Source organism: Hydrogenovibrio crunogenus (assembly GCF_004786015.1).
Taxonomy (GTDB): Bacteria; Pseudomonadota; Gammaproteobacteria; order Thiomicrospirales; family Thiomicrospiraceae; genus Hydrogenovibrio; species Hydrogenovibrio crunogenus.
Genome location: NZ_CP032096.1, coordinates 47,935 through 70,061, shown reverse-complemented (window position 1 = coordinate 70,061; position 22,127 = coordinate 47,935). Strand labels below are relative to the sequence as shown.

Here is a 22,127-nt window from a genome sequence, read left to right as displayed (position 1 = left end):
ACGCCCAGGCCTGGGCGTTTTAGAAAATGGATACCAGCGAAAATTAGGCCGCTTTAATACCTGAATGACGTAATAAAGCATCAATTTCCGGTTCACGTCCTCGAAACGCTTTAAACAAAGTCATCGGGTGAACGGAGCCGCCAGCAGCTAAAATGGTATTTTTAAATTTCACTCCAATTTCTGGGTTTAAAATGCCCTCTTCTTCAAACAAACTGAAGGCATCTGCAGACAATACTTCCGCCCATTTATAACTGAAATAACCCGCTGCATAACCGCCTGCAAAGATATGACTGAAACTTTGCGCAAAGCGATTATAGTCCGGCGGCATGATCACAGCGACTTCTTGGCGAACTTGGTTCACTAACTCCAGCACCGGTTGCGGTGCAATCGGGTTATAGGTTGCATGCGCTAGAAAATCAAACAAGCCAAATTCTAACTGACGCACCATCATCATTGCCGACTGGAAGCCTCGACTTTGTTGCAAGGCTTCAAATAAATCATCAGGCAAAACATCCCCGGTTTCAATATGCGCCGTCATTTGGTCAATGCCTTCCCGCTCCCAACAAAAGTTTTCCATAAATTGAGACGGTAATTCCACCGCATCCCACGGCACGCCATTAATGCCAGACACATCAAAATTTTCCATTTCGGTTAACATGTGATGCAATCCATGACCAAATTCATGGAACAAAGTCGTCACTTCATCATGCGTTAAGCAAGCCGGTTGGTCGCCAATGGGTGGCGTAAAATTACACACCAGATAAGCCACTGGAGATTGCAAAGCACCCTCCGGATGACGCCAACGGCTGATGGCGGAATCCATCCAGGCTCCACCGCGCTTATTTTCCCGGGCATACAAATCTAAGTAGAAGGCTGCCACTTTTTGACCCGCCGCGTCCATTATTTCAAAATAACGCACGTCATCATGCCAAACCGATACACCTTGTTTTTCTTTGACCGACACTTCAAATAACGTCTCGGTAATAGTAAACAACCCTTCCAATACTTTGGTAACCGGGAAATAAGGCCGTAATTTCTCTTGTGATAAAGACAACGTGGCATTTTTAAATTTTTCAGAGGCATAGGTGACATCCCAAGGTTGCAGGGTGTCGATCCCTAATTCTTTTTGGGCAAACGCCGTTAGAGTGGCCAACTCCTTTTCCGCTTGTGGCTTGGATTTTTTTGCCAGATCCCTTAAAAATCCAATAACCTGTTCGGGCGTATCCGCCATTTTGGTGGCCAGCGACAATTCCGCATAGTGTTCAAAGCCAAGTAATTGGGCTTTTTCATGACGAAGTTTTAAAATCTTTTCAATGTTTTCGGAGTTATCATACTGCGGATCTTGCGCCATTTCAGACGCACGAGTGGCAAACGCTTGATAGACTTCTTCTCGCAAGTCACGATTATCGGCATGTGTCATCACTGCCAGATAAGAAGGGAAATCCAAAGTGACCAACCAACCTTTTTTATTTTGATAAGCCTCTTTTTGTGTGGCTAACTGTGCCAACAACCCCATAGCACTATCAGGCAAACCGGCCAGAATTTCTTCGTTTTCAATGAATTTTGACCAGGCCTGGGTACTTTTCAGCACATTGTTACCAAACTGACTGCCTAGTTGTGACAGCTGCTGTGACAACACTTTATACTCGGATTGTTTGTCTTTGGGTAAATCAATGCCCGATAAACGGAAATCACGCAGTGCATTTTCAACCACTTTTTTCTGTGCCAAAGAATACTGTTCAAACTCGGCTGATTCCGCAATCTGTTGAAACTTTTTAAACAAACCTTGATGCTGTCCCATTTGCGTATAAAAATCTGTGATTTTTTCTAAACAATCGCTGTAGGCTTGGTGCCACTCATCAGAGTTTTTCACCGCATCCAAATGCCCAACCGGACCCCAAGCACGCTCTAACCGATTGCTCAGCTGTTCTAAAGGTTCAACAAAGCTCTTCCAAGTCGGCGCCTCTTTGATGCTGACCAGAGCTTCAATCTCTGCCAGATTTTCTGATAATAAGGTCTCCACTGCTGGAACAATGTGTTCCACGTGAAACGCTTCAAAATTTGGCAATTGATCAGTTTGTAATAATGGGTTCATGCATTCTTTCCAATGGTTAAGTTCGATAAGGATTTATAAGGATAATTATAACGAATAAGAAGCCGACTTTAAAAAAGCGTCATTTAGACGGTTAAAGCCTTTATGTCGTCACGTTTGCTGTGAAAGAGATTTTTCCTGTATGACAGCGGCCCATTTCTGCAGTTTTTCTTGCAATACTATGGGGCTAACTGGCTTGGTAATGTAATCATTCATACCGGCAGCATAACATTTTTGTTCATCACCTTGCATCGCATTGGCCGTTAAGGCAATAACCACTACATCTTTGATAGGTCTGGCCCACTCTCTTAATTCTTTTGTGGCCTGATAGCCATCTTTAGTCGGCATCTGACAGTCCATTAAAACTAGATCATAATGATTGTCTTCAAGCTTTTGCAACGCTTCTTCTCCATTATTGGCAATATCAGGCGTAATGCCGAGTTTTTTTAGTAGAGCCGTTGCCAACTTTTGATTGACCAGATTATCTTCTGCCAGCAACAGTTTTAAGTGGCTCAAATTCAGAGCATCCAACATTGGATTAGACTGATTATTTGGTGTTTCTTTAAGGATTTCTTTTTCATTCTTAAAAAACAACCAATCCGGAAGATGACTATATTTAATTGGCTTAACACGTGTTTTGAGTGCTAAATCATGAATCTGTTGATACCATTCATTAGCTTGCTGGTGCGTCAACAGTAACGTCAAAAAAGGGTGTTTGTTTTTTAACATGCGGATTAATTCAAATGGTTTTTCGCTATTTTTCATCACTTCAGTCATATCAATCCAAATCGGACGAGGATTTCCCACACTTTGTTCTGTCAACTCATCAAGGGTATCACCCTCAACTGTAATATTGAGCTGTTTGAAAAACTCAACCATTTTAGGTTTGAGCGCATCGTCAGGCATCAACCAAACCAGGGAGGTTTCTTTCTCTAATGCCGCCAAACAATTATTTGAATCAATTACTTGATAAGGAATATCAAAACAAAAACAGGCACCTTTACCCAGTGCACTTTTCACCGAAATATGGCCGCCTAATAAACTCAAAATCTGTTTTGAAATGGTCAACCCTAATCCCGTGCCACCGAACACACGCATACTGGAACCGTCAACCTGGCTAAAAGCATTAAATAATTTATCCTGACCTTCTTCAGAAATACCAATGCCGGTATCGGTCACTTTAAACTGCAACCGACTAGAACCCGAATCAAGCGCACCGACTGTCAGGCACACATACCCATGATCGGTAAACTTAATGCCATTACTCAAAAGATTAATCAATACCTGACGCAAACGAACACCATCGGTTTCTATTTCGGCCGGCAATTTTGGGTCAATAAAATAAGCTAAATTAAGCTCTTTAGATTGCGCTGAAGAAGCGACCATTTCCATCACACTGTCTAAAAAAGGCACCAATTTAACCGGTTCATAGTTCAATTCCATTTTTCCAGCTTCAATTTTAGAAAAGTCCAGAATGTCATTAATAATGGCCAATAACGATTCTGCACTTTCCTTAACCGTTAGCGTTAAATCTCGTTGTTCTTTTTTCAGTGATGTATCGAGTAGCAAGCCTGTCATCCCGATAATGCCATTCATCGGAGTGCGAATTTCATGGCTCATATTAGCCAAAAACTCACTTTTCAATCGATTGGAAGCATCTGCTTCTTGTTTCGCCTGGTTCAGTTCTTTAATCAATCCCAAATTCTGATAATTCAAACTTAAACTGTCATTAATCGCTTCCTGATAATGTTTTGCGGATTTGATCATAAAGATTAAGAACAACAAAAGAAGCAATGAAAAAGCCATGCCATAGACTTCGTAAGTGGTTGCGAACTTTAACAATAAAGGCGTAATGACGATAATGATAAAACTATAAAAATACGATTTAACCGGAGAAAGAGAAGAAACGCTACTGGAACTGATTCCAGCAATGCTCATTACCAGAAAGCTTTGAAGAGTGGTGTCATTTTCAACAAATAACGCCAGACTGGCATACCCCCAACCGACCGCAGTTAATAGAATCAAAATGAAATAGCGTCTTTGATAAAGTTTATAGTTATTTAAAGCTACATTTGCACGGATATAACGACCATACCCCGTTCTCAACAGACTGACTAAGACCATATACATAAGCCAGAAAAAAACTAACGTATTGGAAAGGGCATCAACAATTAAATAGGTTAAAAAGATCGCGACGGCGATATTGCCAAAACTACTGGCGGTCGAGTTTTTGATGACCAATTTAAATTGGTCCAGCTGAATGGCATGATTAAGTGGAACATTAGACATGTAAAACCCTTTTAAACCTTGGAGCGCTGAAAAAAACCATAAAATTCCTTTGATTGCTCAACATGATTCTAACTCAAAAAAACAATCCGCCTTCTGATTCCTCAAGTTTCGATAAAATCTTTAACTGTAACCCTGAGTAAAATGAACCAAATTTGCAGTAACCCATAACAATATTTGGATTCCAAATTTAAAATAGGTAATATTAAGAGCCATTACCTTTTGATTTTATTTACAAAGTTTAGAAGACTCAATGAAAATCTATCAAAGCACCTTAACGTTTCATACTTCAAACCGCGGTACATTTAATATTACCGATGATATTGATGAAGTCATAGCGGAATCGGAGATCAGTGTCGGTCTTTGTCATGTCTTTTGCCAACACACCTCAGCCTCTTTGATTATAACTGAGAATGCCGATCCGACTGTCCGACAGGATATTGAGTATTGGATGCAAAAACATATCATCGATGGGGATAGAAACTATCGTCATAATTATGAAGGAGATGACGATATGTCCGGCCATATTCGGACACTTTTGACGGAAACCAGTCATACCCTTCCCATTTCAAACGGCGAATTGAATATGGGAACATGGCAAGGCTTGTTTTTATATGAACATCGCACAGGGCGTTTTAATCGTCAGGTTATCGTGACCATCCAAGGAGAATAACAAATGACTCAGGAAGCATTGGATCCGGTTCATTTCGTTTTAAAAGTCAAAGGTAAACACAACCTGATTTTTAAAACCAAACATAATGACCCGAATTATTTAAAAAAGGTAGGCGAAGAACTGGTTGCGCAGGAAGATGGCCATTTCACAGAATATGAAATCCATCGCAGTGACCATGCTAATAAAGAAATGACCCAAGCAGAGCATCTGCTCCATCCAACATTTGATTAATCACAACTTTTCCTATTGTGACTGGGAATACCCCATCTGTAGCATACAATCTTCATAAGACATCGGGCCCATTTGCTGGCTTCTCAAATTCACTTGAGACACGCCATTTCGGTCGTTCCATTGCCCTAATGCCTCACCTTTACAATACATCATATCATTTCGAAACTGTTCATCTGTCTGGTTGGCTTTTTTAACAAATTTTATACTGCTGCTGCATCCGACCAATATCAGCAAACTACCCATCACTAATAGCGACTTCTTCATGACTCTGATCCTTCTTGTTCCGTTAATTGAAAACGTGCGATGCGCTTTGACAACGTATGCATACGTTTTAAGGCATCGACTATTTGCATTTCAAGTCTAAAAATCATAATACGTTGGTTATCCGATTTCAGATAGCGGGCTTGATGTTGTAGAGCTTCCTGAGTTAGATGATCAATGGTTGATTTGACCGATATCACCAATAATGCCTTATCTTTATTCGATTCCACTAAAGAACCGATCGCATTATCGACCGATTTTCCGACTTCTTTTGCCAAGCTGCCCAATAAATTAAGCATGGTTTCACTGGGTTTAAATTTGTTTTCAAAAGCCATATGTTTTGCTTGAATAATTCCAGAATCGACCGTTTCAATCATGGATTCCAAGATATTCATTACCGTCACCAGTTTCAGATGCCTTTTTTGCAATGTTTCATCTAAGTCAGATTGACTGACCTTACCCAAATACAACAAGATTTCATGCTGATAGCTTTTCAAACGATCGGTATATTTATCTTCATAAGTCAATTTATCTAGGGTAATCGCATCGGCATTCTGTACGGCGTGATTAAAAAAAGTACTGAACTTTTGATGGAATGCTTCCAATTCCATTTCTACGGCATCCAATGCCATTGAAGGAGCCGATAATAAACTGTTGTCTAAAAACTTAGGTTTGATATCACGCTGATTATTTTCGTCTTCAATTACCGGATAAAGTTTGTAAACCGCCCACACGAACAAAGGAATCATTGGCAAAAAGAGCAACAACGCAGACAACTTAAAAATGGTGTTGGCGTTGGCGATTTCTCGAGGAGTGTTTTCTGCCAAAGTTTCCATCGTCATAATATCCGGCATAACCGATGGTGAAATAGACACCGATAAATAGGCCAATACTGAAATAAACGGCAACCAGATCAAAACGCCCAAAATATTGAAACCGACATGAATCATTGCCGATCGGATAGCATCTCGAGATTTACCAATTGAGGCCAACACAGCCGTGATGCAGGTGCCAATATCCGCTCCCATTGAAAGAGCAATCCCGGCGGGTAAAGTCAAAAACCCATTACTTGCCATCACAATGACAATCCCGATCGTGGCGGAAGAAGATTGAACCAAAGCGGTAAAAATTAACCCCACTAAAATGCCATAAAAAGGGTTTTGCATTTCCACCATTAAATTGAGAAAAGGCTCATAACTTTTTAATGGCGCCATCCCCTCGCTCATGACATTCATGCCGAAAAAGATTAACCCTAATCCAAGAATCAATTCCCCAAAACTACGGGTTCGACTGCGTTGGCCAACAAACTGCATGACAAACCCAATCGCAATCATGAGTAAGGCCAAATTGGTAATCTTAAAGGCAACGATTTGCGCCGTAATGGTCGTCCCTAAATTGGCGCCCATAATGACACTGGCTGCTTGAGCTACCGTCATTAAGCCTGCTGAAACAAAGCCGACCACCAATACGGTGGTGACAGAAGAAGACTGGATTACAGCCGTGACCAAAGTTCCGGAAATCGCTCCTGTTACCCGATTCACAGTCAGTTTTTCCAACAGGTGCTTCATTTTTTCACCTGCAACCGCCAGCAAACTTTTGATCAATAAATCCAACCCGAATAGGAATAAAGCCAGCCCTCCCAATAATTCCATAATCATTTTGGGCCAATCTAACTTATAGTTAAAATCATCCGCGGCAAAGCCCCATCCAGCTATCAACATCAGTGTCAATGCCGCCAAAAAAATGGTTTTTAAATTCGTCATCACTTAAGCCATGCCCTATTCTAAGATTCGCAATGCTCTTTTTAATCAGGTTAATCGCACTTTATAGCGTTTATCCTATCTTAAATTTTGACAAAGTAAACTAACTTATAAAGCGCATTAAAGTTTCTTAATTAAAACTTTTTCCTAACCACTTATTCTGCCACACATTTTTAACATAATTTCAGGCTAAAAAAAGTGACTTTGAACTAGATATAACCCGCTAAAACATTGACTCTGCACTGGTTTGTGGTAATCTTCTTTAGTTATAAACTACATTTATAATTAACTAGGATTGCTATGAATTTATTGGCTTTTAACCTTCCTATTGTGGTGCTTTTGCCGTTTTTTGGCGCCATCTTAGTGGCCTGGTCTTCGAAATTAAATCGTTTAGCGGCAGCGTGGGCCAGTGGTGGAATTGCTTTATTATCTTTAGCATTTCTAGTCCCTTCAATGCCTCAGGTCTTTGGAGGGGAAACCTTAATTCAAAGTTGGTCATGGGTTGATTCCATTGGCTTACAGTTCGCTTTCCGATTAGATGGACTGGCCCTTCTCTTTGCCTTATTAATTCTGGTCATAGGGCTTTTGGTCATTTTCTATGCCCGTTATTATTTAGCATCAAAAGATTGTATGGGGCGTTTCTTCGCCTACTTATTGATGTTCATGGGATCAATGTTAGGGATTGTATTATCTGAAAACCTGATACAACTGGTGATTTTCTGGGAATTGACATCCATCACCTCATTCTTATTGATTAGTTATTGGCAGCAACGCAAAGATGCCAGACAAGGCGCTCGTATGGCATTGGCCATTACCGGTGCAGGCGGCTTGGCATTATTAGGGGGGGTTTTGTTACTGGGGCATGTGGTTGGCAGTTACCAACTCAGCGACGTGCTCTTAGCGGGCGATACTGTTCGATCTCACCCATTATATCTGCCTATTTTGGTGCTTATTTTATTAGGTGTCTTTACCAAATCGGCTCAATTTCCATTTCATTTCTGGTTACCCCATGCAATGGCGGCACCCACGCCTGTTTCAGCTTATTTGCATTCAGCGACCATGGTTAAAGCCGGAATTTTCTTATTGGCACGCTTTTTCCCAGTACTCTCCGGCACAGAAGAATGGTCTTGGTTAGTGGGTGGCGCCGGGATGATTACGTTATTGATTGGGGCTTATACCGCGTTCTTTAAAAACGATTTAAAGGGCTTATTGGCCTACTCCACCATCAGCCATTTGGGTTTGATTACATTGCTTTTTGGGTTTGGAACCCAACTAGCAGCGGTTGCCGCTATCTTTCATATCATTAACCATGCAACCTTCAAAGCATCTTTATTCATGGTAGCCGGTATTATTGACCATGAAACAGGCACGCGTGATATGCGAAAACTGAATGGATTGATTAAATATATGCCTCATACAGCGGCATTGGCGATCATCGCTTCGGCTGCAATGGCGGGTGTGCCGTTATTGAACGGTTTCTTAAGTAAAGAAATGTTCTTTGAACAAGCCGTGCATGCATCGCACATTTCAAGTTTTGCCTGGATGATTCCTGTATTGGTGACCATTGGGGGTATTTTATCGGTTGCCTATTCTTTACGTTTTATTCATGACGTCTTTTTTAATGGTGAACCGGTTGATTTACCTAAAACGCCTCATGAACCACCCCGCTTCATGAAAATTCCTGTCGATTTACTGGTGATTGTCTGTCTTGCCGTCGGGATTTTCCCGGCTTATACCGTCGCACCTCTATTAAATGTAGCGGTGGTTGGCACATTACAAACAGCAGCACCAGCATATAGCTTAGCCATTTGGCATGGATTTACATACGCTCTGATGATGAGTGCGATTGCCCTATCCCTTGGGGTTGGAGTGTATTTTATGCGTCATCGTTTCTTCGCCTTTTATGAGCGTTATATTCAGCATATTGATGCGCGCCGCTATTTTAATATCGGATTACAAAGATTATTCAGTGCCGCCATTCATGTCCGGGCTAAATTTGACAAAGGCTCCCTACAAAATGCGTCCGCATGGATTATTTTTGCTTCACTGATTTTCGGAGGCTACGGATTTTTATCACAATCCTCTCCGCTTTTAGGCACACGCGAGATGCTGCCGGTTGATGCCGTCACCCTCATTGTGGCAATCGGGTTAATGCTTGCCAGTTTGCTCACCATTGTTTTCCATCGAAAACGTTTATTGGTCTTAGTGGTGATTGGCGTCGTCGGACTGGTAATCTCGGTCGGCTTTATTAAATTTTCAGCACCGGATTTAGCTTTAACCCAGCTATCTGTGGAAGTCGTAACCATCGTTTTATTGCTGTTGGCTTTGTACTACTTACCTCAAAAAACCCCTCGTGAAATCGGCAAAATACGGTTATGGCGAGATGGCTTGCTGGCCGTATTTTCAGGAATCGGTGTCACCTTACTGACCTTATCCGTTTTGACACGTGATTATGACACCATCGCTCAGTATTTCTTGGAAAACAGTTTGCCAGGCGGTGGTGGCACCAATGTGGTCAATGTGATTCTGGTCGATTTCCGTGGCTTTGATACCTTAGGTGAAATCGTAGTATTAGCCTTGGCAGGCCTGGGTGTTTTTGCCATGTTACAAGGGATGAAACTGACCGCCCCCAAACACGATGAAAAAGGTAGAATCTGGAATACGGATAAACATCCATTAATCATGCAAACCTTAACGCGTCTATTATTACCTATGATGCTATTGGTGGCGGTCTTTATTTTCTTGCGTGGTCACAATCTACCCGGCGGCGGATTCATTGCCGGCTTAATCGCTTCCATCGCCTTAATTGTGCAATATTTGGCCAATGGGATTGAATGGACTGGCAACCGTATTAAAGTGGACATGCATTGGTCCATTGGTGTGGGATTATTAATTGCTATTTCAACGGGCTTAGTCGCTATGGGAATTGGGTATCCGTTTTTAACGTCAACCTTTACTCATCTACATTGGCCGGTCGTTGGTGAATTTGAAGTCGCCAGTGCAATTGCCTTTGATTTAGGCGTCTTTTTAGTTGTCGTGGGTGCCACTGTCATGAGTCTGGTTCAACTGGGCCGTTTAAGTTATGCCTCTCATCATCCTGACCAAGCTCCCCTTCAAGATGCCACAACCTCGGAGGTTAAATAATGGAACTACTGATTGCCATCGTCATCGGCGTTTTAACTGCCAGTGGTGTATTTTTGACTTTAAGAGCACGAACTTTTCCAGTGGTATTAGGCTTAACGTTATTGGCTTATGCCGTTAATGTCTTTTTATTCGCTATGGGTCGATTAACCATCGGCTTACCGGCCGTGATTAACCCAGCTCAAAATGGTTATACCGATCCATTACCTCAAGCTTTGGTATTGACAGCGATTGTGATTGCGTTTGGGATGACCGCTTTTTTAATTGTGTTGGCGTTGAAATCTCGTTCGGAACTGGGCAATGATCATGTCGACGGCTTACATTTGGCAGCCGATGAAGTTCCTTATGATAAAAAATCGACTTCGAAATCACAGCAATCCAATAAAGAGGTCACACACGGATGATGTCATTACCCTTTTTACCCGTTTTAATCCCTTTAATTGGTGGTGTCCTGGTTTTATTGGTACGTCAGGCCGGGCTGAATTTACAACGTTTACTCAGTTTTTTATTGGTTTTGGTACTGCTTGCTGTCAGTGTGGAACTGATGCATGTTGCTAGCCAAGGTTCTCCCCAAGTCTATGCGTTAGGCAATTGGGTGGCGCCATATGGCATCGTTTTAGTGTTAGACCAATTGTCCGCTTTAATGATCTTCATCACCGCGATTTTAGCAGTAGGCGCTTTATGGTATGCCATTTCGACAAGAATGGATGAACAGGGATCCCATTTCCATGTCTTGTTTCAAATACAACTGTTTGGCTTAAACGGTGCCTTTATGACAGGGGATGTCTTTAACCTGTTTGTTTTCTTTGAAGTTTTATTACTGGCATCTTACGGTTTAATGCTTCATGGCGGTGGACGTTTAAGAACCAAAGCCGGCTTACAATATGTGGTCATTAACTTAATTGGTTCTACGCTATTCTTATTTGCAGTAGGGGCACTTTATGGTGTGTTAGGCACATTGAACATTGCCGATATGGCCAATAAAGTGGCTGTTCTGTCAACAGAAGATCAAGGCGTCGTTGCAGCCGCTGGTTTATTACTGTTATTAGTCTTTGGCATCAAAGCTGCGATGTTTCCATTGTATTTATGGTTGCCTCAAGCGTATTCAAATGCGGCTGCACCCGTAGCTGCATTGTTTGCCATTATGACTAAAGTTGGGCTGTATGCCATTATTCGTGTCCATGGCACCGTATTCGGTGAAAATGCACAAGCATTGGCTTTTTTCTATACGCCTTGGTTACTAGGATTGGGGCTGATAACCATTATTCTGGCAGCATTAGGTGTCATGGCCTCACGAGGACTCAGAGAACAAGTGGCTTATTTAGTATTGGCTTCCATTGCCACGTTATTGATTGGTATCGGACTCAACACGCCAGCAGCCTTGTCCGCCAGTTTGTATTATTTAATCCACTCTACCCTAATTGCAGGTGGTTTTTTCTTATTGGCAGATATCATTGCCCGAGGCAAAGGTACTTTAGAAGATCATTTTAAATCGGGTCCAGCCGTACCACAGGCTATTCTAATAGGTTCAACCTTTATTTTTGCGGCCATCGCTATGGTGGGAATGCCGCCTTTATCTGGCTTCTTTGGAAAAGTTCTTATTCTTTCAGCCGCTTTGGATCACGATTATGTTGGTTGGATTTTAACGTTGGTTCTAGTGTCGAGTTTGATTATGATCATTGCCATGGCCCGTTCCGGTTCGGTTTTGTTTTATCATATTCAACCCAATACAAAGTCAACGGGAGAATCCTTGAATAAATTGGCTTATTTAGCCGTTATTTTATTATTTTCAAGCAGCGTGATATTAGTGGTGTTTGCTCAACCAATTACTGCAATGACCGATAACATCGCACAACAATTATTTAATTCGAATCTTTACATTCATTCGGTTCTTAATACTCCTGCTGTTGGGAAGGTGACACCATGAACATTAAAAAAATCTTACCTCATCCCGTCTTAAGTTTATTTTTATGGGGCATCTGGTTATTACTGAACAATAATTTCGGTGCAGGTCATATCGTGCTTGGGTTTATTCTGGCACTGATAATTCCTATGTTTACTTCCAGTTTTTGGCCGGAAAAAGTCTGTTTGAAACACCCAGTGACTTTGCTTAAATTTCTTGGCATCGTGTTATGGGATATTTTGATAGCGAATGTGACAGTCGCTAAATTGATTTTAGGAAAAACGGCTCATCTTCAACCTGGTTTTTTAACCATTGAATTAGACATTAAACACCCTTTAGGAATCAGTTTTTTGGCCAACACCATTTCATTGACACCAGGCACTGTTTCATGTGATTTATCAGAAGATCGACAGCATTTGCTTGTTCACGCTTTGCATATTGAAGATGCGACCGAAACCATAGAAGAAATAAAACAACGCTATGAGCGTCCACTAATGGAGGTATTTCCATCATGTTAGAGATAGCTTTAGAACTAGCATTTGTTATGGTTGCACTGGCTTTGATTTTAAGCTTTTACCGTTTGGTAAAAGGGCCTTCCATTCCTGATCGAATTTTGGCATTAGATACGTTGTATATTAATACCATTGCTTTATTGATTTTATTTGGCTTGTATCTGGGCAGCGCTTTGTATTTCGAAGCGGCATTGTTAATTGCGTTGATGGGCTTTGTTGGAACGGTGGCTTTAAGTAAATACTTATTGCGCGGCGATATCATGGAATAAAGGAAGGTTTTGAATATGTTTGAAATTCTATTGTCATTGCTGATTATTATCGGCGCCGCATTCACCCTCATCGGATCTTTCGGTTTGTTTAAGCTTCCCGATTTTTTTATGCGCCTACATGGACCGACTAAAGCGACAACTTTAGGTGTTGGCGCGATCTTAATCGCCTCAGCACTCTATTTCAGTTTTGAAAAAGACACCTTGAGTCTGCATGAAATCCTCATCACATTATTTTTGTTTATTACCGCTCCTGTTAGTGCACATTTAATGGCTAAAGCCGCCATTCATATCAAAGTAAAACAACTCAAAAAGACGCAAAATCGAATTGAATGATTACAAAAATACCCAGGCCTGGGTATTTTTATCTAAACAATAAGTTCCTTACTCAAAATTAAAATCATCCAGATTTGGCGCAGGGGGATTGCCGTTATAGATTAAATTCAAACGATGCTGTAAGTAGCTCTCTCGCATGAAAACATAAGGATCCGGTTGCTGTCTGACTTGTCTAGCCAAATACACAATCTGAGTATAGTCGACAAATTTTTCACCTAAAAACAGCATGATACGACCTTGTAAATCGGTTTGAATCAAGTGCGGATAAGTTGGATTATAAAGAGAATCAATACTACTCCCCACCAATTCTCGAGTGGTATAAGGCCCTATAATCGGCATCATAATAAAAGAAGATTCAGACCACATGCCCCACTTATACAGCGTTTGACCTAAATCTTCTTTTTGATAATCCAATCCAGCCGGGGTGGCAATATCAATCAAACCAAATAACCCTAAGGTGCTGTTTAAACTTAATCGCATAAAACTGGTTAAGCCCCCTTCTACATTTCCTTGAAACAAAGCATTGATCGTATTAATCGGTTCTTTTAAATTATTAAAGAAATTGCTAATGCCTTTTTTAACAGGAGAAGGTAAAACAGTGTTATAAGCATCGGCTACGGGTTCCCCAATCGCATCGCTGAAGGCCATATTAAAGTCATAGATGGCTCGATTATAGTCTTCATAAGGATCATGACTGTTCATTGCTGGTCTATCAGCGACATTTTGAGTAAACGCATCCTCAGCAAGACTCAGTGTAGGCAAAAATAAGAATACGAAAGTTAAAAATCGAACATACATTTTTAAATAAAAACTCTTTTTTAAGATGAGCTGATTGTACAAGGTAACTGAATCGATTGTAGGGTATCTTTAAAGACTTGAAGCACTTTTTGACGTGGAAAGCTTTTACGGCAAGCCATCACAACGGTTCTTTTAGGTTTAGGATCTTTTAAAGGTCGATAAACAAGTAAATCCTCGGCATTCTGACAGGCGCTACAAGGCAATACGGTGATTCCTGCCCCTGAGGCTACCATATATCGAATTGTCTCAAGAGAGCTACCTTCTAGCGTTTTCTGTAAAGGATTATCTTTGGCATGTAAGTGAATCAAATTCGGATAGGCTTCCAATACCTGATCTCTAAAACAATGGCCTGCCCCTAATAATAAAACGGTTTCATTTTTCACTTCATCCAGAGCAATTTCTTCTAATTTTGATAAGGAATTACTTTTTGGAATTGCAGCAACAAATTCTTCATCGTAAACGGGAAACGTTTCAATATTAGGTTCTTCAAAAGGCAGAGAAACAATAATGATATCCAATTCACCCGTTTGCAATTTCTTAGAGAGAATGTGGGTGTAATTTTCTTCAATTGATAATCGTATATTGTTGGCTTTTTGATGAAATTTTGTAATTAAAGTAGGTAATAAATAAGGTCCAATGGTATAAATTACGCCAATTTTCAATTCCGTAGTTTGTGACTGTTCATCTTTTGAAATGTCTTTAATGGTTTGTGTCTTCTGAAGAATACTTTTGGCCAGTTCAACGACTTGCTTTCCAATCGGGGTGACAATGACTTCGTTCTTACGTCTTTCAAATAAGGTAACGTTGAGTTCTTCTTCTAGTTTTTTAATCGCAATACTTAATGTCGGTTGACTGACAAAACATTTTTCAGATGCTTTCCTAAAATGTTTTTCATTGGCTAGTTCAACGCAGTATTTCAATTCATTTAAAGTCATAAAGTCTATTCACAGTTAGAAAGATATATATGTATATATATATTCTTTTTTTGTTTTTGTTCTTATTAGGCAACGCTTTTAATAAGGATAAGTTTACTTTAATTAGTATTTTCAAATAGTTAACTTGTTTATAACTGGTGTGTTAACACCTGTTAGTTTGTTTGTATGAACTGTGAATGGATTGTGCATAAGTATAGGGTATTTATTTATTCTATTTTTTATCCACATTTTGTTACAGTTTATCCAAAGCAATTACTAACAGTTATTCAAGAGTTATTCTATGTCGATTTTAGAAATTATTAAATCCCGTCGGACAATTTATCAATTTATACCAAAATTAATTCCCCTTGATTCTCTGAATCTATGTCTTGAAGCAGCAATTTGGGCACCCAATCATAAAATGACAGAACCATGGCGGTTTTGGGTGATTGGTAAAGAAACACAATCAGAATTAGCGGTTATATATGCGGAAAATAGGGCATTAAAAAGAGCTGAAAAGGGATCTGATAATTATGATGATATTTATCAAAAAGCGCTAAGCAAGTTTTTAGCAATTCCACAAGTCATTTTAGTAGGGCAATTGTTAGCAAAAGACAAGGTTACCATTCAAGAAGATTACGCAGCTTGTAGTTGTGCCATTCAAAATTTTCAATTAGCGGCCTGGGAGATTGAAATAGGGGTTCAATGGAGTACGGGACCTATTATTGAAGACAAACGTACTTATGAGATTTTAAAAATGGAGTCTATAGATTTAAAATTAATAGGGGCTTTGTATATGGGGTATCCAAATTGTGTAGGAAAATCAACACGTCAACCAATTGAAAAGGTGACTTCTTATTTAGCCTAATGGATTAAAAATTGAGGGTTTCTTCTTCATCAATTAAGCTATGTTCAGGATTTAACGATTGTCGTAAAGAGCGTTTGAATAAGAGTTTATTTTGTACTGGTTCCGGTAAATCAGTAAAAAGGATAAGCCCTTTTTCAATCATAAGATTGACCATGTCTTCAATGACTCGAACCATTTCCAAATCTAAATTGGTTAAAACTTTTTTAATTAATTCATTATTTTGGGTATTTTCAAGAAAGGCTTTTATTTCGGGTTCATAGAGGCTGGATTGCGTGTACCCTGGTTGACTTGAAAACTGGAGATCTTCAATTTCATTGTTGGCATTACGTTTTATATAAATCATAATTTCACACTATATTAGTAGGTTTAATTTTACCTATATTACCGAATTATAAAAATTAGGATTCAATTTCTGAAAGTACATTCCCTAATAATTCGGTTAAACGATCATTTTCCGAATAATCGACAGGACAATCAATAATGGTAACCGTATTGGCTTTTAAAGCGGTTTTTAAGGCAGGAAGCAATTCATTGGCCGAATTGATATGAACACCGGTGGCACCAAATGATTCAGCGTATTTCACGAAATCAGGGTTTTGGAAGTCGATATAAGCAGATCGTCCATAACGACGTTTTTGCTTCCAATTGATCAATCCATATTGATTGTCATTCCAAATCAAAATCACGATAGGGGTGTTACAACGTAATGCTGTTTCAATCTCTTGAGAGTTCATCATAAAGCCGGCATCCCCTGTGACTGCAACAATGGCTTTTTCTGGGAAAGCGAGTTTTGCCCCAATCGCGCCAGGAACCGCAATGCCCATACTGGCAAAACCATTGGAGATAATGCACGTGTTGGGAAGCTCTGATCGGAAAAAACGCGCCATCCACATTTTATGGGCACCGACATCACAAATCGCAATGTCTTCTCGATTCATTGCGGTTCTAAGATCCCAAATAATTTTTTGTGGTTTCATTGGCCAGGCATCACTGTCAGAACAGCGTTCCATTTCTTGAATCATGGCTTCTCTAAGTGGAAATGGAATGGGTTCATATTCTTTATGCGGCAATTTTTCCATTAAAGCACTTAGATTACGACCAATATTGCCAATGAGTTCCACATCAGGGATATAACTGTAATCGACTTCAGCCGGGCAAGTATCGATGTGAATAATGGTATGTTCCCGGTTTGGATTCCATAAATGTGGGTGATATTCCACCATATCGAAGCCAATACAAATCACCAAATCCGATTCGGCAAAGCCACCGTTTTCATAATCGCCTTTTTGTAATCCTGTGGTGCCCACTGACAAAGGGTTTTTATAATGGGGAACTGCGCCTTTCGCCATGAAAGTATTCACTAGGGGAATCTGATAATGTTTTGAAAAGGCTTCCAATTGACGGCTGGCATTCGCTCTAACCGCGCCGTTTCCAACCAGAATAAGGGGCTTTTTAGCTTGTTGGATAATCAATGCGGCTTTTTCAATTAACTTATGATCGGCTAATGACAAACGTGACTGAATGACTGGCAAAGGCTTTTCAGGCGTCAGCATTTCACTGACATTTTCTGGAAAATCAATAAAAGCCGCGCCGGGTTTTTCCGCTTGCGCTAGTTTGAAAGCTTTTCGAATCACTTCCGGGATGGTTTCCGGTTCCAATATTTGGGTGGCATATTTAGAAATAGGCTTAAATAAATTCACCAAATCGACTACTTGATGCGACTCCTTATGTAAACGGGTGGTGGCGGCTTGTCCGGCAATTGCCACGACAGGAGAATTATCCATATTGGCGTCTGCTACCCCGGTCACTAGGTTCGTGGCGCCTGGCCCTAAAGTGGATAAGCATACACCGGCTTTACCTGTTAAACGGCCATAAACATCCGCCATGAATGCGGCACCTTGTTCATGACGACAGGTAATGAATTCAATATCCGAGTCTAATAACGCATCCATCATATCCATATTTTCTTCGCCGGGAATGCCAAAGACGTATTCGACTTGTTCGTTTTCCAAACATTGTACGAAGAGATTAGATGCTTTCATTATTTCATTATTCCGTTTAAGTGATAAAACAGCCAGGCCTGGTAAGTTTTAATGTATTTTGCGTTAGGCCGATTATAAACTTAAAAAGTGTTGGAGCGCAAAATTAGCGTTGGAGAAAGGGGAGGAATACCCTAGAGGAAAAGGGTATTCTTAAATTTAAATCGTTATTTATTGAGAAGTTGGTTAACCACCTTCCAAAGCGCTTGACGAGATGATGCCATAGGCACATCAGTCAAATATTTTCCATTGATAATGACTGCAGGAACACCGTCAATACCGTAGTTTTGAGTCATTTGTTTTGCACGAGAAACCGCACTGGTCACTTGGAAGCTGTTGAACATTTGTTTGTAAGCATCCGGTTTGATGCCCATTGGTTCAACAAATTTTGCCAATGCATCGACATTGAAAATAGGCTTACGATCTCGTTGAATCGCATCAAAATATTTTGTATGGAAAGGCTGTTCAATGCCTAAAAATTTAGCCGTATAGAATACACGGGCCATAAACACCCAATTCGGGTTATTCAATACAGCGGGCATACGTTCAAAATGCACTTCTTTCGGTTTATTTTTAAGCCATTGGTGCACACTGCTTTCTAATTCGTAACAGTGAGGACAGCCATAATAAAATACTTCAACAACCTTTTTTTCATTTGGAGCAATAGATTGAGGGGTTGGAATTTTTTTATATTCTTCACCCTCTGCAATACCAAATGCCTCATTTGCCAGTGCAGGTTGAATGCCAAAACTTAAAATAAGTAGACTGGTAATGAAAAATTTTCTTAACATCGAATTTCCTAAGTTTTAAAAATTAAAGTTCACCGTAAGAATGCAGACCGGATAGGAACATATTAACGCCTAGGAAAGCGAATGTGGTCACTAATAAGCCAACTAGCGCCCATAATGCCATTGGACGACCACGCCAGCCTTTTGACATACGGATATGTAACCAAGCGGCATAGTTTAACCAAACAATCAATGCCCAGGTTTCTTTAGGATCCCAAGACCAATAACCGCCCCAGGCTTCGGCTGCCCACATGGCACCCAATACAGTTGCAATGGTGAAAAAAGCAAAGCCTAATGCAACGGTTTTGTACATTAGATCATCCATGCTTTCCAAGCTAGGCATAGATTTTACAAATTGTGAATCTGGGTTTTTGGTTTGAAATTTTTCAGTAACTAAATAAGCAAGACCGACCATGGCTGCAATTGAAAAAGCGCCATACCCAACGAAATTGGCGGGCACATGTATTTTCATCCAATAACTTTTTAAAGCCGGCACTAAAGGTTGGATCACATGAGCTTCACGGTTAAAGGTATACCAAAGTAAAAAAGCAATGGAGGCACTGACAATCAGCATGACAAATCCACCCATTGAACGGGTACGCATCTTTTGCTCGTAGTACAAATAAATTAAAGTTGTCAGTACTGCAAATAAGATAAAGACTTCATATAAACTGCTGACTGGAATATGGCCATAATCCGGATTGATAAGATAAGATTCACGCCAGCGAACCATCATACCAACCAACCCAAAAGCAACGCCTGACCAAGCAATGGCACTGGCTACTTTACCGACATAATTGGATTTAGAAAATAGTGCTAGAAAGTAAGCAACGGTCGCCAATACGAATAGAGCACTCATCCACATGAAAGCGGATTGGCTTGAAATCAAGAACTTTAAAAAGAACGCTTGTTCATTGGCAGAAATTTGATTGCCATGATGACTGTAAGTCCATAGAGCCAATAAACTTAAAGCAGCCACCGCATAAGACAGTGTTTTAATACTTGGCCAGATTTTACCTAATGCAATCAGACCCACGGCAGTACCGGCTAAAATGCCCACTTCGTAAACATCCATTAATTGGCCAAAGCTTTGCCAAGCATAAGCTGCACCGGCAATGACTAAGACTGCCCAGATCATATCGCTAATGGAAAAAGGTTTTTTTAATTGATCCATTTCCATAGAAGAATTCATTGTACTCATGACTTCACCTGCATTTTAGATTGTACCGCTTGTACAATTTGTTGAAATTCTTTTGCCACTTCAGGCAGTTCTTTATTATCCTTTCCTGCAATGGTTAAAGTCCCTTCTTTTTCAGAATAAGCTAACCAAATGCGTTTTTGACGTACATAGAATAAGAAGAAGACCCCAATTATAAGTAAAGCGCTCCCAAAATAAACGATATCTTTTCCAGGGGATTTCGTAATTTGTAACCCTGTGGATTCGATTTGTTTAAAGGAATCCAATTCAAAATACATTGGCGGACCATAGTTCGGCAAGCTGTTAATGACCGTTAGGGCATCTTCAAACCATTGTTTATTAAAGTCAGAAATATCGTCCAGCTCTTTCACTTTTTCCTGCTTTAAAATCTCTAAATAAAGCGTTTGCAGCGCCAAACTTGTTTGACCCATATAGTAATCTTTTACTTTAGAGCGATCTTTTTCCGGCACATTTTTCTGCACAAATTGGCTGATGCCACTGAACCCTTTTTGACGGAACAGCACCATCAATTGGTTTAACAAACGCATTTGGAGCTGATAAGTACGATCATCAATATTATTGGCTTTCGGGAAAGCGTCTTGTAATACCTCTTGTGCTTTATTCTTGTTATTGATTAACGCTAAAAAGTTAAAGAAACGTGTTTTTTGACGTTGTGCGTCGGCTGGAATAAATAAATAGCGGAAAGGTTCGGCTTGAGAGGTTCTCATACCTGTCATAAAGAACCAACGACCATCCTGTAAGCTCGGTTGCATATAGTTTTCATATTCCCATGCCTTCCCTTGTTCATTACGAACTTTAAAGATAATGGTCGGGCCATTGTTATGCATTTTTTTACCGGTTTTGGCTTTTTCTTCGTCACTGGCCGGCACAATGTTGAACATTTTAAAATCGTTTAACTCTAAACGATAAGTGCCCATTGGGGTTTTCAGCGGTTCCACCTTATCGACCGCCGTATTTAATGTGAGCGGGTTGTTGGTAGGAGACAGAAGCGGGTGCACTTTCAATTTCATCAAACTCCCCCCGTCGCCGAAAGAAGATTGATAAATGGCGTAATTTTTATAAAACAATGGGTGATTGACCGCAATGGTTTTTTCAATCGGTTTGTCTAAATCAGGCGCACTTAAAACGATATCGGATTCAAAAGATTTTGGCATCCCTGTATCGTAATACTCAATACGGAAGTCTTTAACATCAATGGTAAAAGGCAATTTCTGGACTAAAAAACCACGTTCATAAGGTAAAAACAACACATCCGATTTTTGACCTTCCGCAATATTGACCGATCCACGGAATGAAAAGTTTTCAGGACCTAACCATGATTTTTGAGGAATTTTATCCAAGCTGACAGATCGAGTTTCAGGTGCTAAGTTGCCTGTCAATTCGCGGTATTTCAATAATAAATTACTGTCAAATAAAGCACCGATACAGATTACGATAATCGAAATATGAGTGAAAATATACCCTAAACGATTCCAACGACCTTTCAAACCAGCAACGGTCACCCCATCTTCTCGTTGATGAATTTTCGTTTTATAGCCTTGCTGTTTTAAGATGGCTTGAGCAGTTTCCGTATCGAAAGATTCTGGAGTGTAGGTTAACGAATGCGGTTGATGTTTATAAGCATTTAATGACAGTTTTTCACTGTATTGTTTGATCTCTTTTAAAAAAGTGGGGCCATTTCGACTGACGCATACACTGGTGGAGATTAATAAGAACAATAGAACCAAAATAAACCAAGCTGCGCCATAAACATGGAATAGTCCCAGTTCGTTGAAAACTTGAGTCCAGAAAGGTCCAAATTTTATAATATAATCTTGGAAAACTTGATTTTGCTGTAGAACTGTCCCGATAACTGACGCAATAGCCAACATCACCAATAAGGTAACCGCCAAATTCATGGAGCCTAAAAATTGGATAAAAATGCCAGGCTTACGCTTTGGTAATGGGCTTGAAGTGTTGGATAATTCGGTCATATAAATTAAATATTCTTAATAGTCATTTAAAAAGATTGTAAAGTATATACCGATTCACACTATTGAT

The 22,127-nt window shown here is 40.1% G+C and carries 20 protein-coding genes; 9 read left to right on the top strand and 11 right to left on the bottom strand.

Annotation, left to right across the window (positions count from 1 at the left end; genetic code table 11):
- Positions 1-43: 43 nt before the first annotated feature.
- Together GHNINEIG_RS00300 and GHNINEIG_RS00295 are read right to left on the bottom strand one after the other, a co-directional pair.
- Entirely contained in the window at positions 44-2,095 is a 2,052-nt protein-coding gene (locus GHNINEIG_RS00300; RefSeq protein WP_135794798.1) for a M3 family metallopeptidase, read from the bottom strand.
- Positions 2,096-2,203: 108 nt separating this feature from the next.
- Complete coding sequence (locus GHNINEIG_RS00295; protein ID WP_135794797.1) at positions 2,204-4,381, bottom strand: ATP-binding protein; 2,178 nt, start codon at positions 4,379-4,381, stop codon at positions 2,204-2,206.
- A 250-nt stretch (positions 4,382-4,631) separates the two neighbouring features.
- On the opposite strand from GHNINEIG_RS00295, the gene GHNINEIG_RS00290 reads away from it, so the two are divergent.
- On the top strand, positions 4,632-5,051 hold the full coding sequence (locus GHNINEIG_RS00290; protein WP_135794796.1) for a secondary thiamine-phosphate synthase enzyme YjbQ: 420 nt from the start codon (positions 4,632-4,634) through the stop codon (positions 5,049-5,051).
- A gap of 3 nt (positions 5,052-5,054) precedes the next feature.
- Positions 5,055-5,282 carry a hypothetical protein gene (locus tag GHNINEIG_RS00285; RefSeq protein ID WP_135794795.1) on the top strand — a complete coding sequence of 76 codons (228 nt, stop codon included), beginning with the start codon at positions 5,055-5,057 and terminating at the stop codon, positions 5,280-5,282.
- A gap of 12 nt (positions 5,283-5,294) precedes the next feature.
- Here GHNINEIG_RS00285 and GHNINEIG_RS00280 read toward each other — a convergent pair whose 3' ends face one another.
- Together GHNINEIG_RS00280 and GHNINEIG_RS00275 are read right to left on the bottom strand one after the other, a co-directional pair.
- Complete coding sequence (locus tag GHNINEIG_RS00280; protein WP_135794794.1) at positions 5,295-5,546, bottom strand: hypothetical protein; 252 nt, start codon at positions 5,544-5,546, stop codon at positions 5,295-5,297.
- Positions 5,543-7,306, bottom strand: coding sequence for a Na/Pi cotransporter family protein (locus GHNINEIG_RS00275; protein WP_135794793.1), 1,764 nt, complete (start codon positions 7,304-7,306; stop codon positions 5,543-5,545). The genes GHNINEIG_RS00280 and GHNINEIG_RS00275 overlap by 4 nt, the downstream gene beginning before the upstream one ends.
- A 297-nt stretch (positions 7,307-7,603) precedes the next feature.
- On the opposite strand from GHNINEIG_RS00275, the gene GHNINEIG_RS00270 reads away from it, so the two are divergent.
- Genes GHNINEIG_RS00270 through GHNINEIG_RS00245 form a run of 6 tightly spaced genes read left to right on the top strand, consistent with a single transcriptional unit; the run spans position 7,604 to position 13,461 of the window.
- Positions 7,604-10,447 (top strand): monovalent cation/H+ antiporter subunit A, encoded by a 2,844-nt coding sequence (locus tag GHNINEIG_RS00270; RefSeq protein WP_135794792.1) that lies wholly within the window; start codon positions 7,604-7,606, stop codon positions 10,445-10,447.
- Positions 10,447-10,848 carry a Na+/H+ antiporter subunit C gene (locus tag GHNINEIG_RS00265; RefSeq protein ID WP_135794791.1) on the top strand — a complete coding sequence of 134 codons (402 nt, stop codon included), beginning with the start codon at positions 10,447-10,449 and terminating at the stop codon, positions 10,846-10,848. Before GHNINEIG_RS00270 ends, GHNINEIG_RS00265 begins: the two co-directional genes overlap by 1 nt.
- Positions 10,845-12,371, top strand: coding sequence for a monovalent cation/H+ antiporter subunit D (locus tag GHNINEIG_RS00260; protein WP_135794790.1), 1,527 nt, complete (start codon positions 10,845-10,847; stop codon positions 12,369-12,371). The genes GHNINEIG_RS00265 and GHNINEIG_RS00260 overlap by 4 nt, the downstream gene beginning before the upstream one ends.
- Positions 12,368-12,865, top strand: coding sequence for a Na+/H+ antiporter subunit E (locus tag GHNINEIG_RS00255; protein ID WP_135794789.1), 498 nt, complete (start codon positions 12,368-12,370; stop codon positions 12,863-12,865). The genes GHNINEIG_RS00260 and GHNINEIG_RS00255 overlap by 4 nt, the downstream gene beginning before the upstream one ends.
- On the top strand, positions 12,859-13,128 hold the full coding sequence (locus GHNINEIG_RS00250; RefSeq protein ID WP_135794788.1) for a K+/H+ antiporter subunit F: 270 nt from the start codon (positions 12,859-12,861) through the stop codon (positions 13,126-13,128). The genes GHNINEIG_RS00255 and GHNINEIG_RS00250 overlap by 7 nt, the downstream gene beginning before the upstream one ends.
- A gap of 15 nt (positions 13,129-13,143) precedes the next feature.
- The gene (locus tag GHNINEIG_RS00245; RefSeq protein WP_135794787.1) at positions 13,144-13,461 is read left to right on the top strand and encodes a Na+/H+ antiporter subunit G; all 318 of its coding nucleotides are present in this window, start codon (positions 13,144-13,146) and stop codon (positions 13,459-13,461) included.
- A 48-nt stretch (positions 13,462-13,509) separates the two neighbouring features.
- Here the strand turns inward: GHNINEIG_RS00245 and GHNINEIG_RS00240 are convergent, their stop codons facing one another.
- On the bottom strand, positions 13,510-14,259 hold the full coding sequence (locus GHNINEIG_RS00240) for an MlaA family lipoprotein (RefSeq protein WP_135794786.1): 750 nt from the start codon (positions 14,257-14,259) through the stop codon (positions 13,510-13,512).
- 20 nt (positions 14,260-14,279) lie between these two features.
- Positions 14,280-15,194: a hydrogen peroxide-inducible genes activator gene (locus GHNINEIG_RS00235; RefSeq protein ID WP_135794785.1), complete on the bottom strand. Its 915-nt coding sequence runs from the start codon at positions 15,192-15,194 to the stop codon at positions 14,280-14,282.
- 280 nt (positions 15,195-15,474) lie between these two features.
- Here GHNINEIG_RS00235 and GHNINEIG_RS00230 point away from each other — a divergent pair, with 280 nt between their 5' ends.
- Positions 15,475-16,041 carry a nitroreductase family protein gene (locus GHNINEIG_RS00230; protein WP_135794784.1) on the top strand — a complete coding sequence of 189 codons (567 nt, stop codon included), beginning with the start codon at positions 15,475-15,477 and terminating at the stop codon, positions 16,039-16,041.
- A gap of 4 nt (positions 16,042-16,045) precedes the next feature.
- Here GHNINEIG_RS00230 and GHNINEIG_RS00225 read toward each other — a convergent pair whose 3' ends face one another.
- The 5 genes from GHNINEIG_RS00225 to GHNINEIG_RS00205 form a co-directional block, all read right to left on the bottom strand.
- Positions 16,046-16,384 carry a hypothetical protein gene (locus GHNINEIG_RS00225; RefSeq protein WP_135794783.1) on the bottom strand — a complete coding sequence of 113 codons (339 nt, stop codon included), beginning with the start codon at positions 16,382-16,384 and terminating at the stop codon, positions 16,046-16,048.
- Between the two features lie 55 nt (positions 16,385-16,439).
- Entirely contained in the window at positions 16,440-18,083 is a 1,644-nt protein-coding gene (locus tag GHNINEIG_RS00220) for an acetolactate synthase large subunit (protein WP_135794782.1), read from the bottom strand.
- Positions 18,084-18,247: 164 nt separating this feature from the next.
- Positions 18,248-18,871 carry a thiol:disulfide interchange protein DsbA/DsbL gene (locus GHNINEIG_RS00215; RefSeq protein WP_135794781.1) on the bottom strand — a complete coding sequence of 208 codons (624 nt, stop codon included), beginning with the start codon at positions 18,869-18,871 and terminating at the stop codon, positions 18,248-18,250.
- A 22-nt stretch (positions 18,872-18,893) separates the two neighbouring features.
- Positions 18,894-20,069: a c-type cytochrome biogenesis protein CcsB gene (ccsB, locus tag GHNINEIG_RS00210; RefSeq protein ID WP_135794780.1), complete on the bottom strand. Its 1,176-nt coding sequence runs from the start codon at positions 20,067-20,069 to the stop codon at positions 18,894-18,896.
- Positions 20,066-22,060 (bottom strand): cytochrome c biogenesis protein ResB, encoded by a 1,995-nt coding sequence (locus tag GHNINEIG_RS00205; RefSeq protein WP_135794779.1) that lies wholly within the window; start codon positions 22,058-22,060, stop codon positions 20,066-20,068. The genes ccsB and GHNINEIG_RS00205 overlap by 4 nt, the downstream gene beginning before the upstream one ends.
- Positions 22,061-22,127 lie beyond the last annotated feature (67 nt).

What these genes read in the sequence shown, in the direction of transcription:
- GHNINEIG_RS00295 (WP_135794797.1), bottom strand. Translation starts at nt 4,381, where the DNA reads ATGTCTAATGTTCCACTTAATCATGCCATTCAGCTGGACCAATTTAAA.
- GHNINEIG_RS00205 (WP_135794779.1), bottom strand. Translation starts at nt 22,060, where the DNA reads ATGACCGAATTATCCAACACTTCAAGCCCATTACCAAAGCGTAAGCCT.
- GHNINEIG_RS00275 (WP_135794793.1), bottom strand. Translation starts at nt 7,306, where the DNA reads ATGACGAATTTAAAAACCATTTTTTTGGCGGCATTGACACTGATGTTG.
- GHNINEIG_RS00230 (WP_135794784.1), top strand. Translation starts at nt 15,475, where the DNA reads ATGTCGATTTTAGAAATTATTAAATCCCGTCGGACAATTTATCAATTT.
- GHNINEIG_RS00255 (WP_135794789.1), top strand. Translation starts at nt 12,368, where the DNA reads ATGAACATTAAAAAAATCTTACCTCATCCCGTCTTAAGTTTATTTTTA.
- GHNINEIG_RS00240 (WP_135794786.1), bottom strand. Translation starts at nt 14,259, where the DNA reads ATGTATGTTCGATTTTTAACTTTCGTATTCTTATTTTTGCCTACACTG.
- GHNINEIG_RS00265 (WP_135794791.1), top strand. Translation starts at nt 10,447, where the DNA reads ATGGAACTACTGATTGCCATCGTCATCGGCGTTTTAACTGCCAGTGGT.
- GHNINEIG_RS00290 (WP_135794796.1), top strand. Translation starts at nt 4,632, where the DNA reads ATGAAAATCTATCAAAGCACCTTAACGTTTCATACTTCAAACCGCGGT.
- ccsB (WP_135794780.1), bottom strand. Translation starts at nt 20,069, where the DNA reads ATGAGTACAATGAATTCTTCTATGGAAATGGATCAATTAAAAAAACCT.
- GHNINEIG_RS00215 (WP_135794781.1), bottom strand. Translation starts at nt 18,871, where the DNA reads ATGTTAAGAAAATTTTTCATTACCAGTCTACTTATTTTAAGTTTTGGC.
- GHNINEIG_RS00285 (WP_135794795.1), top strand. Translation starts at nt 5,055, where the DNA reads ATGACTCAGGAAGCATTGGATCCGGTTCATTTCGTTTTAAAAGTCAAA.
- GHNINEIG_RS00270 (WP_135794792.1), top strand. Translation starts at nt 7,604, where the DNA reads ATGAATTTATTGGCTTTTAACCTTCCTATTGTGGTGCTTTTGCCGTTT.
- GHNINEIG_RS00225 (WP_135794783.1), bottom strand. Translation starts at nt 16,384, where the DNA reads ATGATTTATATAAAACGTAATGCCAACAATGAAATTGAAGATCTCCAG.
- GHNINEIG_RS00245 (WP_135794787.1), top strand. Translation starts at nt 13,144, where the DNA reads ATGTTTGAAATTCTATTGTCATTGCTGATTATTATCGGCGCCGCATTC.
- GHNINEIG_RS00300 (WP_135794798.1), bottom strand. Translation starts at nt 2,095, where the DNA reads ATGAACCCATTATTACAAACTGATCAATTGCCAAATTTTGAAGCGTTT.
- GHNINEIG_RS00260 (WP_135794790.1), top strand. Translation starts at nt 10,845, where the DNA reads ATGATGTCATTACCCTTTTTACCCGTTTTAATCCCTTTAATTGGTGGT.
- GHNINEIG_RS00280 (WP_135794794.1), bottom strand. Translation starts at nt 5,546, where the DNA reads ATGAAGAAGTCGCTATTAGTGATGGGTAGTTTGCTGATATTGGTCGGA.
- GHNINEIG_RS00235 (WP_135794785.1), bottom strand. Translation starts at nt 15,194, where the DNA reads ATGACTTTAAATGAATTGAAATACTGCGTTGAACTAGCCAATGAAAAA.
- GHNINEIG_RS00250 (WP_135794788.1), top strand. Translation starts at nt 12,859, where the DNA reads ATGTTAGAGATAGCTTTAGAACTAGCATTTGTTATGGTTGCACTGGCT.
- GHNINEIG_RS00220 (WP_135794782.1), bottom strand. Translation starts at nt 18,083, where the DNA reads ATGAAAGCATCTAATCTCTTCGTACAATGTTTGGAAAACGAACAAGTC.